Raw genomic sequence first — 16,086 nt, 5'->3', positions numbered from 1 at the left:
CGCGGTGGGGTAGTTCATGTGGCAATATCAACCTCAGCGTCGCTCAGAGAGCTGGCTGGATGCCATCACAGATGCGCGAACTCAGCTTGAATTGGCCCTCGAAGATAGCCCCAGCTTGAGGGGATATCTCGGCCTTTCCGGAGACTTGTCCCTATGCTTTGGAGCTGGCCTTGGCAGAAGATTGACTGTCAAGCCCCTCTCCTTTTGGCAGAGGCAACTCAGAGATCGCTGGATATTAGAGGATAAAGCCCTCTCAGCACTTTCAAGCAGAAGCCCGCCCTTGCCAACTGCGCATCTTGCCGGGGTTAAGCAATCCATAGGGATCCACTTCTTCCTTAAAACGGAGCTGGCGCGGATCCATCACTTTGCGACCCCCCTCTTCGATGATGAAAGTGTGGGGATTGGCGATGAAGACTCCCTGCGCCTCGTGATAGCGCATGATCTCGTTGAGGCGTTCTTCCGTTGTAAAGCGCACAATTTGCAGGCCGACCGGGGTAGCCTGCCCCCGGATGCGAATCCACTCCAGGTGCATCAGCACTTCGTCGCCAAAGTGCTCGTACAGGTGCTGCACCACCTTCAGCTCCCGATCGGGCGGAAAAATCGATTGTAGATAGGTCAAATTGGGATCCACGCTGCGGCAGTGCAGGGTGGTGTGGTTCCAAGAGAATTCCCCCAGCGAGATCCCCCTGCTGGCCTCCTGAGCCGTTTTGTTGTAGACCACCTGGCCGCCATGCTCCCGAATGAGCTCCAGCAACGGCTCTAGGCTGTACTCGGCCACCATCAAGAGGGCCACGGCGGATCCCTGGGGCAAGTAGTCCTGCAAGGGGACGAAGTAGCGAGGGATCGGCCAGGCGTGCAGGCTGATGAGTTTCTTCAGGATCCCATCTGCCTCGGCCAGAGCCTGGCCAAAGTGGGCGCAGGGCATAAACCCCCCCTCCGGCGGGAAGGCCACCACCAGCTCCGCCCAAGGATAGGCCGGCGCCAAGGGAATCTCCACCTCGGTGATGATCCCGTTGAGGCCCCAGGCATGGCTGACTTTAAACACGTCGTCTCCCCGCAGCTCCAGGGCCCGCGGCTCCTCTTCGACTGTAATCACCCGCAGCCCTAAGATGTTGCCCCGATCCAGCAGTTGGCCGTAGGTCACAGAGCCGATGCCGCCGCTACCGCCGGCAATGAACCCCCCAATAGTGGCGGTGCGGTAGGTGGAAGGGGCCATACGGATCTCCCAGCCCAGCTCGCGGGTGTGTTTGTCGATGGCCATCAGCTTGGCCCCCGCCTGTACCCGCGCCAAGCCCGGCTTGGCCCAGATTACCTGGTTGAGCTTGCTCATGTCCAGGATCACACCGCCAGCTAGGGGGATGCACTGGCCATAGTTACCGGTACCGGCGCCGCGCACGGTCAGGGGTACTCTCCACTTGGCACAGGCCGCCGCCACCCGCATCACTTCTGCTTCATCGGCAGGGCGCACCACCACTTCCCCGCGCTTGTTGCTCAACTGGCGGCTGAGCACAGGGCTGTAGTGGTAAAAGTCCAGCGACAACTTGGCAACTTGCGCCGGATCGGTGATGGTTTCAAGGTCGGCCAGCTCAGAAAGCAAGGCCTGCAATTTTCCAGAAGCAGCAACGGTCATAGGGATCCCCAATTGGATAGCAGGCTACTTAGACTCCATTGTCTGTGCAAAGGGCCGGCAGAAAGGCTCACCAGAGACAGAAAACGCCTCTCCAGGGGATCCCGACCCGTCCCGAGCATCAGCCGAAGCGGCCCTCTACATAGTCTTTGGTCGCCTCTTTGGCAGGGCTGTTGAAGATCACCTCCGTTCGGTCGAACTCCACCAGTTCGCCCACGCGGTTGGATCCCACCAGCTCCACGCTGAAGAAAGCCGTCATGTCCGAGACGCGGCTGGCCTGCTGCATGTTGTGGGTGACGATAATGATGGTATAGTCCTGCTCCAGCTCCTTCATCAGCTCCTCGATGCGGCGGGTGGAGATGGGATCCAACGCCGAGCAGGGCTCGTCCATGAGGATGACATCCGGCTGTACCGCCAGGGCGCGGGCAATACACAAACGCTGCTGCTGCCCCCCAGACAAAGACTGGCCATTTTCTTTCAACTTGTCTTTCACCTCATCCCAAAGGGCGGCCCGCTTGAGCGAAGTTTCCACCACCTCGTCCAAGTCCACTTTCATCCCCAGCACCCGCGGGCCATAGGCAACGTTGTCGTAGATGCTCTTGGGAAAAGGGTTGGGCTTCTGGAACACCATGCCAATGCGCCGCCGCACCGCCACGGGATCTACGTTTTCGGCGTAGAGGTCTTTGCTGTGGTAGGTAAGTTTGCCCTCCACGCGCGCCCCTGGGATCAAGTCATTGGTGCGGTTAAAGCAGCGCAGGATGGTACTTTTGCCACAGCCAGAAGGCCCGATAAAAGCCGTAATTTGCCGGGCGGGAATATCCATGGTGACGTTTTTCACCGCCAGGTTCGAGCCATAGTAGACGCTCAGGTTTTCCGTTCGGAAGACGTAGGTGGTTGAGTTAGCAGATTGAGTTTTCATGATCCCACTCGCAGAAAGTTCGTCAAGAGGCTAATTCACACCTGGCCGCTGTCCGACAAGGCTTAAACTATCTTCTGGCTTTGTAGACCAGGAAGCGGGCCAGCAAGCTGGCTGCCAAAACAATGGCCAGCAGCACCAGGGCTCCTGCCCATGCCAGCTCCTGCTGCACCTTGAAGGGAATAATTGAGAAGAAGTAAACCATCACCGGCAGGGTAGCCACCGGTCCAAACAGGTTGGTTGACCAGAAATTGTTGTTGAAGGAAGTAAAAAGTAGAGGTGCTGCCTCGCCGGCAGCCCGCGCCAAGGCCAAGATCAAGCCTGTTACAATGGCCGGGGCTGCTGCCGGCAGGACGATGCGCATTGTGGTCTGAAAGCGAGTGGCCCCCAGGCCAACCGAAGCCAAACGCATATCCGGCGACACCAAAAGCAGTGCCTCTTCCGTGGAGCGGATGACAATGGGCAGCATCAACACGCCCAGGGCAACTCCCCCCGAAAAAGCCGAGAAGCCGGATCCCCGCACCACCAAAGCGTAGGCAAACAGGCCGCAGAGAATGGCCGGCACGCCCGTGAGCACGTTACAGGAGAACTTGACCAAGTAGGCCAAGCGGCTGCCGCGGCCAAACTCCGACAGGTAAACGGCCGCTAGGATCCCGAAGGGAAAGCTCAAAGCCGCCCCCGTGGCCAGAACCATTACGCTGCCGACGATAGCGTGGCCAAACCCCCCCTCTGCTAACCCTGGAGCCGGGTAGCGAGTCTCGGTGAGGACGTCCCAGCTTATCCTCTGGATGCCCTCCTTACCGATGTCCCACAGCACCCAAGATAGGGCAGCCATGATGGCGGCCACAAACAGTCCGCTCAGCAGCGTCAAGGCAATGCTCGTGTATCTCCGCAGGGGGGCAACAGCGGCACGGCTAATGTCGATCTCCTCAGGAACAAGCTGGGCTGACTGGGACATAATGACGAGGCTCCTCGGTTACTGCTCCAAGTTTTGAAACTTGCGGATGATGATTTCGGCCATGACGTTAACCAACAGGGTCAGCACCATCAACACCACACCGGCATACATAAGGGCCGACACCTGCAGGCGTCCTGCCTCGCCGAACTGAGAGGCAATCAAGCCGGTAATGGTGGATCCTGGCTGCAGCAGGGAGATGTTGATGCGGTTGGCGTTGCCGGAAATCATTGCTGCCACCATGGTCTCCCCCAAGGCTCGTCCCAATGCCAGCATGATCGAGCTGACAATGCCCGACAGGCCCGCCGGGATCATCACCGTCAAGATCGTCTCCCAGCGGCTGGCTCCCAACGCCAAGGCGCCCTCTTTGAGGCCCCGGGGCAGCGATTCAAGGGTGCTGCGGGTGATGGAAATGATGATGGGGGAAATCATGATCCCCAGCACCATGGCTACAATCAACAGACTGGGGCCTCGGGGAGCCGGGCCGCCGAAGAAAGGGATCCACCCCAGCGTCTGATTGATGGCTCGGAAGATGGGCCGCACCGCCGGAATGAGCACAAAGATGCCCCACAGCCCCAGCACCACACTGGGAATGGCCACGATCAGCTCAATGGCAAAGGCAATCGGCGCCGTTATCCACTTGGGGGCAAAATCTTCCGTCAAGAAAATGGCGGTGCCGATGCCCAGAGGAATGGCAAAAATCAGGGCCACCAGAGAGGTCATCAAACTGCCGTAGATCTGGGGCAACACCCCATAGATGTTTTCCACCGGGTTCCAGCGGCTGGTGACCAGAAAGCCCAAGCCAAACTGGCGCATGGCCGGCAGGGCTGCCTCAGTGGTCTGCACGATCACCCAAATGAGAATGATGCCGGCAAACCCTGCCAGCACCAAAGTTAGGCGGACAAAACCCACGTCGAGGGCGCGGGAAACATCCATTTTCTTTTCAATAGCAACATCCGTTGATAAGTCGTAGTCTCTGGCTGCCGAAGTCATAGGATCCCCGCTGTGGCAATTCTACTGGTGGGCAGATTGTGGCAAAACCTCTCTCACCCTACATTCCATCGGTGTTGCAGTTGTCTGTGTCCTGGCCAACAGTGAACACCAAAAGCTTGTTGGACTCAGACTGGTGACAACGTCAAAAGTCAGTGCCGACAGAACTTTTACCCGTTAAAAATCAGCAAAGCGGCAAGCCAGTAGCCAACAGGAAGAGCACAGCCTCTTGTTGACCACTGGCCCTCAACTAACACCTTTCAACAGGACAGCAACTCATCGCTTCGCGTTGGGGTTGACCTTGATCTTATCCAGCTCGGCGAAGATCCGCTGGATGGCCGGCTCCGGCATGGGGATGTAGTCCAGTTCTTTGGTGATGGCTTGGCCCTCTGGCCCCTGCGTCCACTTGATGGCTTCCACCAGCTTCTTCAGCTTTTGCTCGTCAGGATATTCGCGGTAGAGCATCACCCAGAACAAACCAACGATGGGGTAGTCGTCAGGCCCTTCGGGATCCGGCACCAGCAGGGCAAAATCTTCGGGCAGGGGAGCGTTGAGGGCAGAAGTAGCCCGCTCAGGAGAAAACTCGACAATCTTGCCCGCTTTGTTTTCTATGCGAGCAGTAGTCAGTTGCTCCAGCTTGGCAAAGGACTGGTTCACATAGCCAATTGCCCCTTGCTCCTGCTTGATGGTGGCGGCTACCCCTTCGTTGCCCTGGGCACCGATGCCAACCGGCCACTCCACCGTGGTTCCCACGCCGCCCTTCCAGTTGGGGCAAGCAGCGTTGATGTGGTTGCTGAACACGAAGGTCGTCCCAGAGCCGTCGGAGCGGTGCACCCAGGTGATGTCCAGCGCGGGCAGCCGACTTGCCAGGTTGGGGTTTTGGGCCTTGATGCGAATGTCGTCCCAGCGGGTGATTTCGCCGGTAACAATGCCACAGTAGGTTTCCCGCTTGAGCACGAGCTCTTTGTCGCCGATGCCGGGCAGGTTGTAGGCAAATTCAATGGCGCCCCCCGCCAGAGGCAGTTGCAGGGGCTCGTAGCCGTATTTCTCTTTGAAGCTCTTGTAGCGAGAGGCATTGTTCTTTTCGTTCATCGGCCCCTCGGAAGCACCGAAGTCCACCGTGCCGTTGATGTATTGCTCCAGACCGGCACCGCTCCCAACAGACTGGTAGCTGACTTGCACATTGGGATCTACGGTGCGATTGTAGGCATCAAACCAGCGCTGCAGCAGCGGCGCAGCGAAGGTAGCACCTGCGCCAGAGATTTGCACGGTTTGGGCTTGGGCCGGGGCCAGCGCCAGGGCTCCCACCGCCAGAGCCGCGATAGAAGAAACAGAAGCAGAGAGCAGAGATCGCATAAGAAAGAAATGTCTGATTTTAATCGACGCCTATAACTCTACAACCTCAAGGTTAAGAGTAGAATATGTTAAGGTTAAGTTTAGGTTAAGCCAGAAGAAAAAGTCGGTGTCTTTCTAAATGAGATGATTGCTATGAGCTCTTGATTTTTTACCTGGTGATTTGCTTGGGTTTAGATAGCAGCAAAAAATGATCCTGGAGCTCAGGATCTGTGAAAAGCTTATTTTGCAAGGCTTTTAGCTTGTCTTAGACTTGGCTAGGTGACCTCGATCCAAATAAAAGATGATGCTGGCCAGCCAGAAAAAAAGTTTGAACAGAAGATAAGTTGCGCAGAACCTAGAGCAGAAAGCTGCCCCAAATCTTGCCAAGCCTATATAGGCTTATGTAGGGTTCAATGTTTCCAGAAGAGCCCCCGCAAGAGCTTCTTTCTTGCTTTTGCGGAGAGCGTTGAGTTGGCTAGAAGAGTAACCTCAGCACTCTAGACGTCAAGCAGCTCCTCAAGTTCCCCGACCAGAGGGGAAAGGGGGAGGTCTAAGCCGGGATCCGCCCGCCGCCCATCAGGTACAGCAAAGCCATGCGCACCGCAACGCCGTGGGCAACTTGCCGCTCGATGAGGTTGAGGCTGGGATCCTCCATCACTTCAGAACTCAGTTCCACGCCGCGGTTGACTGGGCCGGGGTGGAGAACCCTCACCTCGGGGTGGCACAGGCGCAGCCGCTGCTGGGTGAGGCCGAAAAGGTGGTGGTATTCCTGCAGGCTGGGGATGAGGAATTCGCTCATCCGCTCCCGTTGCAGGCGCAGGGCGATGACGAAGCGGGCTCCTGCTAGGGCCGGCTCCAACTGCCAGTGCACCGGCAGAGTATGGCCGGGCACAAACTGGGCAAAGTCTTTGGGCAACAGGGTGGGCGGGCCGGCCAAGTGGACGTCTGCGCCAGCGGCCACTAGAGCATAGATGTTGGAGCGGGCTACCCGCGAGTGGAGGATGTCACCGACAATGGCCACCTTCACCCCCTGCAGCAGCTCGAGGCGAGGTCGCTGCGGATCCAGGTGGCTACAGAGGGTAAATAGATCCAGCAAACCTTGAGTGGGATGTTCGTGCAGGCCGTCCCCCGCATTTAGCACCCCCGCTGGGGATCCGCGGCGATTGATCTCGGCGGCCAACTGCTGCGGCACCCCGGCCTGGGCGTGGCGGACGATGAGCACGTCGGATCCCATGGCCAAAAAGGTGCGAGCCGTATCCAAAATGGTTTCCCCCTTGCTTAGCGAAGAGGTGCCGGGGGAAAAGTTGAGCACATCCGCTGACAGGCGCTTGGCCGCCAGCTCAAAGCTGTTGCGGGTGCGGGTGGAAGGCTCGAAAAACAGCGTCACCACCACCTTCCCCTGCAGGGTGGGCACCTTGGGCAGCCGCCGGGTCAGCACTTCCTGAAAGCTGGCGGCGGTTTGCAAGACAATTTGATACTCTTCGCGGGTAAAGTCCGCCAGCCCCAAGACATGTTGCCGCTGCCAAGCCATAGGGGATCCTCAAATGCCCAAGCGGGCAAAGATCTCGTCCAGGTGGGTGAGGTGCCGCCGTGGGTCAAAGCAGGCCTGCAGCTCCGCCTCGCTCAGGTGGGCCATTACTCTGGGATCCGCCAGCAGATTGGCGTGGAAATCTCCGCCGGCTTGGTTCCAGGCGCGGTGGGCATTTTCCTGCACCAGGCGGTAGGCTTCCTCACGGCTCAAGCCCTTCTCCACCAAAGCCAAAAGCACCTGCTGGCTAAAGACAACACCACCGTAGAGGGTGAGGTTGCGCTCCATGTTGGCAGGGTAAACCTGCAGGTGGCGCACCAGATCTGCCATGTTGACCAGTAGGTAGTGGCAGAGGATGGAGGCATCGGGCAGGATGACCCGCTCTACAGAGCTATGGGAAATATCCCGCTCATGCCAGAGGGGAATGTTTTCCAGGGCCGAGACAGCATACCCCCGCAAGAGGCGGGCAATTCCCGTCAGTTGTTCAGACTTGATGGGGTTGCGCTTGTGGGGCATGGCGGAGGATCCCTTTTGGCCGGGGGCAAAGTACTCCTCAACCTCCAGCACCTCTGTCCGCTGTAGGTGGCGGATCTCGGTGGCAAAGCGCTCCAGAGAAGAGCCAATCAAAGCCAAGGTCTGCACATACTCAGCGTGGCGATCGCGGGAGAGCACCTGCGTCGAGGCCGTATCCGGTTTGAGGCCTAAGCGGGCGCAGGCCAACTGTTCCACCTGGGGGGGCACATTGGCGTAGGTACCCACGGCGCCGGAGATCTTGCCCACGGCGACCACCTCCCGCAGGCGTGTCAGGCGCTCCTGATGGCGTAGGCACTCGGCCAGCCAGCCGGCCAGCTTAAAGCCAAAGGTAATGGGCTCGGCATGGACGCCATGGGTGCGGCCCATCATCAAGGTGTAGCGGTGTCGGCGGGCCTGCTCACGCAAAGCAGCGATGAGGTCGGCCAGCCGAGCTTGCAAGATCTCAACCGAGGCTACAAGCTGCAGGGCCAAGGCTGTGTCCAACACATCCGAGCTGGTCAAGCCCAGGTGGATGTAGCGCCCCGCCTCGCCCACATGCTCGTTGAGGTTGGTCAAGAAGGCAATAACATCGTGCTTGACTTCCGCCTCGATTGCCAAAACCCGCGCCGGGTCAAAGGCAGCTTTGGCTTTGATCTCCTGCAGAGCCTCTTGAGGGATCCGCCCCAGCTCCGCCTGCGCCTCACAGACGGCCAGCTCTACTTGTAGCCAGGTCTGGAGCTTGTGGGCGGTGGACCAAATCTGGCCCATTTCTGGCAGAGTGTAGCGCTCGATCAAGGTGCCTTTTCCGTCAGTACGATAGGATAAGCCAAGCTATTTTAGCTAATCCGCCTCTCATCCCGGGTCCAAAGCGGGGCTTCTCGGCGGGTTGGTTAAGTGCAAGGATGGCCCCTCTTGCGGGCAGTCTATACTGGACTGGGTTGGGATCCTCAGCGGAGCACGATGAAGCGGCGATGGGGAAGGGTGGCTCTCATAGGTTGCTTGGCGGCATTCCTGGCTCCTGCCCCCGCCCTCTCTTTGCCCACCTCCCCCACTCCTCCTGAGAAGAGCTCCACCCGAAGCTCTGCTTCCGAGTTTAACTGGCAGGGATCCCTCAAGTTGCTGCGCGGGGATCCGGTGGCGGCTTTGGCGGATCTGGATCGGGCAGTGGAGTTGGATCCCACCTATGCGCCAGCCTACGTTAACCGCAGCTACGTTTACAACCAGTTGCGCCAGCCCCAAAAAGCCCTAGCCGATGCGGAGCGGGCCATCCAGTTGGATCCGGGGATCCCAGAGGCCTACTTTAGCCGCGGCGTGGCCCACCTGCAACTGGGGGAGCGAGAGGCTGCCATGGCTGCCTTTCGCCAGGCCTTGGCTCTTTTTTCCCAAAGCGGCAACTTTGCTGACCAAGCCATCCTGCAGCAACTGCTGCGCCAGTTGGGGGTGGAGTAGTCGCCCTTGGATTAATCCAGGACCATCTCGGATTTAGACAAACCAAGGAGGCTCTCCCAACCACTCGGCCAGGGAAACTGCCTGGGCCTGCAGCCCGAAGACATGACAAAAAGATTGCACCAACCCTGGGGCTACGGCAGCCATTGTTACCCCCGGACAAAACTGCACCAGGGATCCCACCGGGCGATCGGGGATCCCACAGGGCACGATGGCCGCGAAGGCAGGCAGATCCGGACAGACGTTGAGGGCAAAGCCGTGGTAGGTAACCCAGCGGGAGACCTTGATGCCGATGGCCGCCACCTTGTGGCCTTGCACCCAAACCCCTGTCAGGCCAGGGATCCGCTCCCCCCGCAGGCCAAAGTGGGCTACGGTCTGGATGAGCACCTCTTCTAGGTGGCGCAGGTAGCGGTGCAGATCCGGCTGGCCATGGGAGCCGTAGACAGTCCTATGGCGCTTTAGGTTCAGTAGGGCATAGCCCACCCACTGGCCCGGCCCGTGGTAGGTCACCTCGCCGCCCCGCTCCACCCGCAGAATCTCCGGCCCCTCAGGAGCAGGGGACTCTGGCTGAGTATCCGGAGATCCTATCCGTCCAGCCAGGCTTTTGAGAAACTTGGGATCGGCCCCTGCCCCCAGGGTGTAGACCGGCGGGTGGGTGAGCAACAAAAGCCCATCCGGCACCTCAGGATCGCGGATCATCCGGGCCAACCGGGCCTGCTGCCAAGCCCAAGCGGTGCGGTAGGGCACCTCTCCTGCCAGGTGAACTTGGAGAAGCGGCACAGGCTCAAGCCCCTGCAAAGCTCAGGCCACCGGTAAGTTGACCTGGGCCCGTAGCCGCTCGAGCAGAGCTCGGGGATGTAGCAGCCCTTCAATGCGGTCAACCGGCTTCCCGTCTTTAAACAGGATCAGAGTTGGCACGGCGTAGATCCCCCAGCGGGCAGCGATGTTGGGGTACTTTTCGGTGTCGACCTTAACAAAGGAGATGGCGTCCCCCACTTGGGGCTTCACCTGCTCCAACACCTGGGCCATGACCTGACAGGGACCACACCAGGTGGCGTAAAAATCCACCAGAATGGGAGTTTTGGATCCCTGGATCATATCGTCAAAGCTTTTGAACTGCTGTTTGTGGGCCATGGGCGACCTCCGCAGGATGCTGTAGAAAAACTTAGAATGCAACCTATTTGTAGTCTAAATGTTTGAGATGGAAATGTGGGTAGAGATTCTGCGACCGCTTGCTGTCGGTTTCCCGGTAGGATGACTAGGGCTTGGTCGGTACCTGTAGTCTAAAGGGCGGGCTGGACGGAAGGGGCAGGCTTTAGCAGGGCTTAACGATTGCAAGGAGTGGGATCCCGATGGCAACAATCCGGATGGTGAGCCGAGGTGTGGTGGCCGGCGTATTGGCTGGGGTGGTCTTGAGCCTCTGGGGGATCTGGCGTTGGCTGGGGGATCCCTCAGGCTGGATTCAGGTGGTGGCCGGGCTGCTCTTGAGTTTGGCGACGGTGCTGTACTGGCGGAAGACCCGCCCCGCCGACTGCCTGGTGGTGGAGCCGCAGAGCTGGCACCTCAACCGCCTCAGCCCCGATCACTGGCTGATCCAGGCGGAGTTCGTGGCCCGCAACCTCAACCCCATCTTTGAGGTCACCTTGGCCCAGGTGCAGCCGCGACTGCATTTGCTCAGTGCCAGCTCCATCGAAGGGATCCAAACCCAGATCCGCCTGCGCTCCCGCCATGTGGATCTGCCCCCTCGCCAGGACAACTACTGGCAGGCCTACATCATTACCCCCCAAAGCCAGACCGGCTTGGAAGTGGAGATCGAGCTGAGGGGGGAAGGGCTGGCAGATTTGCGCTCGGCCTGGCTGGAGCTGGACTACGTCCAGTACGGGCGGCAGCGGCGCACCCTTAAGACTAGCCACCTAATCCTGCCCTTGCAGGAAGTGGATCCCTTGCCGGAGCTGGCCTGGCAGCAGCAGGGGCCGGTGAGTTGGGCTGCCATTCCCACCCCTCTGCTTACCCCCAGCGATGACCTTGCCGAGGTGCTGCAGCGCTACGTGGGCCCTCACATCCAGCCCGGTGATATCGTGGCCATCTCGGAAAGCGCGGCGGCCATCGTCCAGGGCCACTTTCGCCATCCCCTGCAGGTGCAGCCTGGCTGGCTAGCCCGCACCCTCTGCTACTTCTTCCCCTCCAAGACCAGTCTCTCAAGCTGCTACGGGATGCAGACGCTGATCGACTGCTCGGGAGCCTGGCGGGTGCTGGGGGCTTTTGTTGTCGGATCCCTGGCCAAGTTGTTGGGGATCCCAGGGGTGTTCTATGCCCTGGCGGGGGAGCAGGCCGACCTCATCGACGATGTCACCGGCACCTTGCCCCCCTACGACCAGTTCATCGTCTTGGGGCCGCGGCATCCAGCTAAGCTGGTGGCCGAGCTCCACGCCCAGACTGGCTACGAGGTGGCCATTGTGGATGCCAACGACCTAGGTGAGGTAAGCGTTCTGGCGGCCAGCCCAGGGGTGGAGCGGGAGCTGGTGGAGCAGGCGCTGCGCAAGAACCCGGCGGGCAATGCAGCGGAGCAGACCCCCCTGGTGCTCATCCGGAAGCGGCTGCCGGCATCGCCTGGGATTTGAGTGCCTGCATCGCCTGGTGGGTCGACAAGAAAAAGCGCTCAGCGCCCACTTTCTCCACAAACCCCACCCTTTTGAGGCAATCCATCACCGGCCCCTTCACCTCGGCCAGGGCAAAGCCCACCCCCATCTGGTGCAGACGTTCCACCAATTCGGTCAGGGCCTCCAGAGCGCTGCCGTCGATGAAGTTAATGGCGCTGGCCACCAGCAGCACCTGTTCCACTGCTGGCCGCGCTGCTACCTCTTGCAGAATGTACTCCTGCAGGTAGGCGGCGTTGGCAAAAAACAGGCTCTCATCCACTCGCACCGCCAAGATGCGCGGATCGGTAATCACCTCATGGCGCAGCACGTTGCGGTAGTGCTCGGTGCCCGGCACCTGGCCAACGATGGCAATGTGGGGGCGACTGGCCCGCCAGAGGAAGAGGAGAAGGGAGGCCAGCACCCCCAGACCAATCCCCCGCTCCACCCCAATCGCCAACACGCTGGCAAAGGTGAGCAGCCAAACGAGGGCATCGCCGCGGTCGTAGCGCCAGCTCTGCAGCAGGGGGTGAAAATCCACCAGTCCCAGCACCGCCACCAGCACAACGGCAGCTAGGGTGGCCTGGGGCAGGAAAGTAAACAGGGGCATCAGCCAGATCATGGCCAGAGCTATCAGGGATCCCGTAATGACCGAGGCCAGACCGCTGTTGGCCCCCGCCTGAGCATTCACCACCGAGCGGCTGATCCCACCCGTGACCGGAAAGCCACCGCTGACGGCTGCTGCCACGTTGGCCACTCCCAGGGCCACCAGATCCTGGTTGGGATCCACTTTCTGCCGCCGCTTGCTGGCCAGGGCCTGGGCCATGGCATAACTTTCCGTAAAGCCCACCAAGCTGAGGGTTAGGGCGGTGGGCAGCAGGGATCCCCATTCTGGCCAGCTCAGTTGGGGAAACGTCAGCGGTGGCAGGCCAGCCGGAATCGATCCCACCACCGCCACCCCCGCTCTCTCCGAGAGGTTTAGCCCCCAAACCAGCAGGGTGGTTAAGAAAACGGCCGCCAGGGGAGCACTCTTGGTGAGCAGCAACTCCCAGAGGGGCGGGATCCCCCAGCGGCGCAGTTGCGCCGGCAGCTTCTGCTGGGCGTACACCAACAGGGCGATGGACAACAGCCCCAGCCCCAGGGTGGCCCAGTTGACCCCATCCAGGCTCTGCCACAGCCGTTGCAGCAGCAGCCAGAAGGACTCGGTGTTGGCCAGCTTCACCCCCAGCAGATGGCGGAGCTGGCTAAGGGCAATGATTAGGGCTGCGGCACTGCTAAAGGCCGTTATAACCGAGTGGCTCAGGAAATTGGCTAAAAACCCCAGGCGCAACAGCCCTACCCCTAGCTGGATCAGGCCCGCTTCCAGAGCTAAGCCCAGCGCCAACTGGCCATACTCCGGGCTGCCCGGCTCGGCCAGCGGCTCCAAACCCGAGGCTACCAGCAGGGCGATGATGGCCACCGGCCCCACCGACAAAGCCCGGCTGGATCCCAGGAAGCCGTAGGCGATCACCGGCAGGATGCTGGCGTAGAGGCCTGTCTCGGGGGGCAGGCCGGCCAGCAGCGCGTAGGCCATGCTCTGGGGCACCAACAGGATGGCCGAGACCACCCCGGCAATGAGATCCCCCGGCAGATCCTCTCGCTGGTAGCGAAGCCACCACAGGGAATCCTTGGCCAAGGGCAGGTAGCGCGCCCAAACCCCCTGCTTTGGGGAAGAGGCGGACGGGATCCCGCTCATAGCGTCTGACCCCGGTTCCAGGGCAGGCGGGCCAAAAGCAGCGCCAGGCCACAGGTGTTGGTGATCCCGGCAAACACCAGCCCCGCCCCCACAAAGCCACTCAATACCAGCCAGCCGGGATGGACAAAGGCTCCCAGCAGGGTTCCTACAAGCACCAGGGATCCCGCTGTAATCTGCACCTGTCGCATTAGCGAGATGGGCGCGTTGCGGGTGCGGGTGGTGGGCAGCTTGGCGGCCTTCCACGCTTCGATCCCACCTTTGAGGCTAATGGCTTCCGGCCAGCCGTATTCGAGCAACTGACAGCCGGCACGGATGGAGCGGCTGCCCATGCGGCACTGCAGCACCACCGGCTTTTCCGGCGTCGAGATCGGCACCTTGGCGGGGTCAAAGGTAGATAGAGGCATGTTGATCGCCCCCGGGATCCGCTCGTCGTGGTATTCTGCCGGCTCCCGCACGTCAATGAGCTGTACCCGCCCTTGATCCAGCCACTGCTTTAAAGTCCAAGCGTCGATCTCCTTGAGACGGGGATCCCGTTCCTGCTGAGCTGTAGGATTTTGTTGAGCTACGGTCATGGTTTCTTCCTTGCTTCTAGGGTTGTTGTAAGACTTAGGGATTTCTAATCTTCCTCCTCCAGCAACCTGCTGGGCTCGCCAGGATAAAACTGGCTATCCAGGATTTGCTCGGGAGAGTAAGGGCAGGTCTGGGGAAAAGTCTTTCTGGGCAGCTTGGTCTCTTCTAGAGCCAGTTGGAGCGCCCTCAGGTAAGACTTGGAGATGGCCTCCGGCAAATAGGGCCTCAGGCTTGGGTTTTCCTCCAGCAGATCCAGAACTTCCTGCCGCTGCACCTGTAGGGTAAGAAGCCAGCTTACCGATCTGGCCTGCGGCTGATACTCCCACTTGAGGAGGTGCCCCACCAAAACCCCCAGCCGGTTACGCAGCTCTTGCCGCTGTTGCCTGCCCAACGATTCCATCTCCTCAATCAAATGGGGCAGATCTAGCTTCTCCCAAGCCCGCTCCCGCAGAAATTGGGCTTGTTGCTGAGTCCAAGCATAGAAATCCCTCTCATAGAGATGTTTGGGATCCACTCTCAACCCTCCCCTTTCTGACGGGCCGCCTGAGAGAAGTCTAGCCAGCCCTAGCGACTAAACTGCGGCTGCCACTTGGCCGCACTGCTCGTTGGCCGGCACCGCTTCCTGGATCTTCTTGGGCTGCGGCAGGTTGAGGCTGTTCATCAGGGCAATAAAGCTCTCCCGCGAGCGCAGCTTACCGGTTTCCGGATCCACGAAGCGGGGGTTCCAGCGCTTCTCTTCACCAATGGTGGAGACGGTGTGTCCCCGGTAGTCATGGCCGGGATAGACCAGCGTCTCGTCCGGCAGGGTAAACAGGTGCTGCGTCACGTGGTCGTACATCAAGCCGGGATCCCCACTTTGGAAATCGGTGCGCCCGCAGCCGCGAATGAGCAGGGCATCGCCGGTCAGAACGCGATCCCCATTGACGCGGTAGGTCATGTGGCTGTCGGTGTGGCCCAGGGTGGCGATGGCCTCGATGACAATGGATCCCACCTGCAGCGTTTCCCCATGGCCGATGAAGCGGTCGGCACATTGTGCCTTGGCCTGAACCGGCACCACCCCTTGGCAGCCGCTCAACTCCCGCAGCTTGCCGGTACCGGTGATGTGGTCGGCGTGAACGTGGGTCTCCAGGCAGTACTTCAAGGTCAGACCCAGCTCTCGAATTAACTTCCAGTCCCGCTCCACCTGCTCCAACACCGGATCCACCAGTACGGCCTCGCGGGTGTCTGGGTCTGCGATTAAATAAGTGTAGGTGCTCGTCTCGGAGTCGAACAGTTGGCGAAATAGCATGCTGCCCTCCTGTCTGTTGGCAAGAACCTGAACGTGCTCCGCATCCGGGTTCTCATTCTACTGTATAACTATTTGGTGTTAAAATCAAGCTACCACCTCCCTCAAGACAGAACAGACTATGGATTGGGACAAGCTCGTGAAAGGTGGCAAAGACGAGTGCCAGTTGACCCTGACGCCGGAAGTGCTGACCAGCGTGGCGGAGTACTTCAAGGTTTTGGCGGAGCCCAGCCGGCTGCAGATCCTGTGTCAGTTGCGCTCGGGGCCCAAGAACGTTACCCAAATCCTAGAGGCCACCGGCATGGGCCAGGCCAACGTTTCCAAACATCTCAAGATCCTGGCGCAGGCAGGGATCGTCAGCCGCGAGCCCAGGGGCGTGAGCGTCTACTACCAAATTGCGGATCCCATCTGTTTTGAGCTGTGCGAGGTGGTGTGCAAGCAGTTAATCAAGCGCCTCAAGCAGCAGGCTCAGCAACTGGAACCCCTGGCGGCCCTTCACTCCGGCAGGCTGAGCCGCGGAGGTTCCTGAGGGCGGGGACGGCGCAGCAGC

Annotated in this window: 16 protein-coding genes and 1 pseudogene; 4 read left to right on the top strand and 13 right to left on the bottom strand. The window is 60.1% G+C overall.

The features are described 5' to 3' along the window. Positions 1-16: 16 nt before the first annotated feature. Positions 17-76, top strand: a pseudogene (locus NW844_RS08650) (DUF29 domain-containing protein); the annotation flags it as partial. 186 nt (positions 77-262) lie between these two features. Here NW844_RS08650 and NW844_RS08645 read toward each other — a convergent pair. The 7 genes from NW844_RS08645 to purB form a co-directional block, all read right to left on the bottom strand. Continuing rightward, positions 263-1,630: an FAD-binding oxidoreductase gene (locus tag NW844_RS08645; protein WP_414334985.1), complete on the bottom strand. Its 1,368-nt coding sequence runs from the start codon at positions 1,628-1,630 to the stop codon at positions 263-265. Positions 1,631-1,748: 118 nt separating this feature from the next. Then, positions 1,749-2,546 (bottom strand): phosphate ABC transporter ATP-binding protein PstB, encoded by a 798-nt coding sequence (gene pstB / locus NW844_RS08640; protein WP_414334984.1) that lies wholly within the window; start codon positions 2,544-2,546, stop codon positions 1,749-1,751. A gap of 67 nt (positions 2,547-2,613) precedes the next feature. Continuing rightward, positions 2,614-3,501 (bottom strand): phosphate ABC transporter permease PstA, encoded by an 888-nt coding sequence (gene pstA / locus NW844_RS08635; RefSeq protein ID WP_414334983.1) that lies wholly within the window; start codon positions 3,499-3,501, stop codon positions 2,614-2,616. 18 nt (positions 3,502-3,519) lie between these two features. Continuing rightward, positions 3,520-4,491, bottom strand: coding sequence for a phosphate ABC transporter permease subunit PstC (gene pstC, locus NW844_RS08630; protein ID WP_414334982.1), 972 nt, complete (start codon positions 4,489-4,491; stop codon positions 3,520-3,522). A 273-nt stretch (positions 4,492-4,764) separates the two neighbouring features. Then, complete coding sequence (gene pstS, locus NW844_RS08625) at positions 4,765-5,844, bottom strand: phosphate ABC transporter substrate-binding protein PstS (protein WP_414334981.1); 1,080 nt, start codon at positions 5,842-5,844, stop codon at positions 4,765-4,767. Positions 5,845-6,373: 529 nt separating this feature from the next. After that, positions 6,374-7,354: an aspartate carbamoyltransferase catalytic subunit gene (locus tag NW844_RS08620; RefSeq protein ID WP_414334980.1), complete on the bottom strand. Its 981-nt coding sequence runs from the start codon at positions 7,352-7,354 to the stop codon at positions 6,374-6,376. 9 nt (positions 7,355-7,363) lie between these two features. After that, complete coding sequence (gene purB, locus NW844_RS08615) at positions 7,364-8,659, bottom strand: adenylosuccinate lyase (protein ID WP_414334979.1); 1,296 nt, start codon at positions 8,657-8,659, stop codon at positions 7,364-7,366. Positions 8,660-8,863: 204 nt separating this feature from the next. On the opposite strand from purB, the gene NW844_RS08610 reads away from it, so the two are divergent. Next, positions 8,864-9,313, top strand: coding sequence for a tetratricopeptide repeat protein (locus NW844_RS08610; protein ID WP_414334978.1), 450 nt, complete (start codon positions 8,864-8,866; stop codon positions 9,311-9,313). A gap of 33 nt (positions 9,314-9,346) precedes the next feature. Here the strand turns inward: NW844_RS08610 and lipB are convergent, their stop codons facing one another. Continuing rightward, positions 9,347-10,090: a lipoyl(octanoyl) transferase LipB gene (gene lipB, locus NW844_RS08605; RefSeq protein WP_414334977.1), complete on the bottom strand. Its 744-nt coding sequence runs from the start codon at positions 10,088-10,090 to the stop codon at positions 9,347-9,349. Positions 10,091-10,111: 21 nt separating this feature from the next. Then, positions 10,112-10,444: a thioredoxin gene (trxA, locus tag NW844_RS08600; RefSeq protein ID WP_414334976.1), complete on the bottom strand. Its 333-nt coding sequence runs from the start codon at positions 10,442-10,444 to the stop codon at positions 10,112-10,114. A 218-nt stretch (positions 10,445-10,662) separates the two neighbouring features. Between trxA and NW844_RS08595 the strand changes: the two genes are divergently transcribed. Next, entirely contained in the window at positions 10,663-11,931 is a 1,269-nt protein-coding gene (locus tag NW844_RS08595; RefSeq protein ID WP_414334975.1) for a hypothetical protein, read from the top strand. On the opposite strand, the gene NW844_RS08590 is transcribed toward NW844_RS08595, so the two are convergent. The 4 genes from NW844_RS08590 to NW844_RS08575 are packed head-to-tail and all read right to left on the bottom strand — an operon-like array spanning position 11,894 to position 15,539. Continuing rightward, positions 11,894-13,681: a SulP family inorganic anion transporter gene (locus NW844_RS08590; protein WP_414334974.1), complete on the bottom strand. Its 1,788-nt coding sequence runs from the start codon at positions 13,679-13,681 to the stop codon at positions 11,894-11,896. The genes NW844_RS08595 and NW844_RS08590 overlap by 38 nt on opposite strands. Beyond that, entirely contained in the window at positions 13,678-14,253 is a 576-nt protein-coding gene (locus NW844_RS08585; RefSeq protein ID WP_414334973.1) for a rhodanese-like domain-containing protein, read from the bottom strand. Before NW844_RS08585 ends, NW844_RS08590 begins: the two co-directional genes overlap by 4 nt. Positions 14,254-14,297: 44 nt before the next feature. Next, on the bottom strand, positions 14,298-14,765 hold the full coding sequence (locus NW844_RS08580) for a DUF29 domain-containing protein (RefSeq protein ID WP_414334972.1): 468 nt from the start codon (positions 14,763-14,765) through the stop codon (positions 14,298-14,300). Between the two features lie 57 nt (positions 14,766-14,822). After that, positions 14,823-15,539: an MBL fold metallo-hydrolase gene (locus NW844_RS08575; protein ID WP_414334971.1), complete on the bottom strand. Its 717-nt coding sequence runs from the start codon at positions 15,537-15,539 to the stop codon at positions 14,823-14,825. A gap of 118 nt (positions 15,540-15,657) precedes the next feature. Here NW844_RS08575 and NW844_RS08570 point away from each other — a divergent pair, with 118 nt between their 5' ends. Beyond that, positions 15,658-16,065, top strand: a complete 408-nt coding sequence (locus NW844_RS08570; RefSeq protein WP_414334970.1) for an ArsR/SmtB family transcription factor — start codon at positions 15,658-15,660, stop codon at positions 16,063-16,065. Positions 16,066-16,086: the final 21 nt, after the last annotated feature.

It is taken from the genome of Synechococcus sp. H55.2 (genome assembly GCF_047462495.1).
Taxonomy (GTDB): Bacteria; Cyanobacteriota; Cyanobacteriia; order Thermostichales; family Thermostichaceae; genus Thermostichus.
Note: the sequence above shows the minus strand (reverse complement) of the source record. Positions and strands in the feature narration are given on the sequence as shown.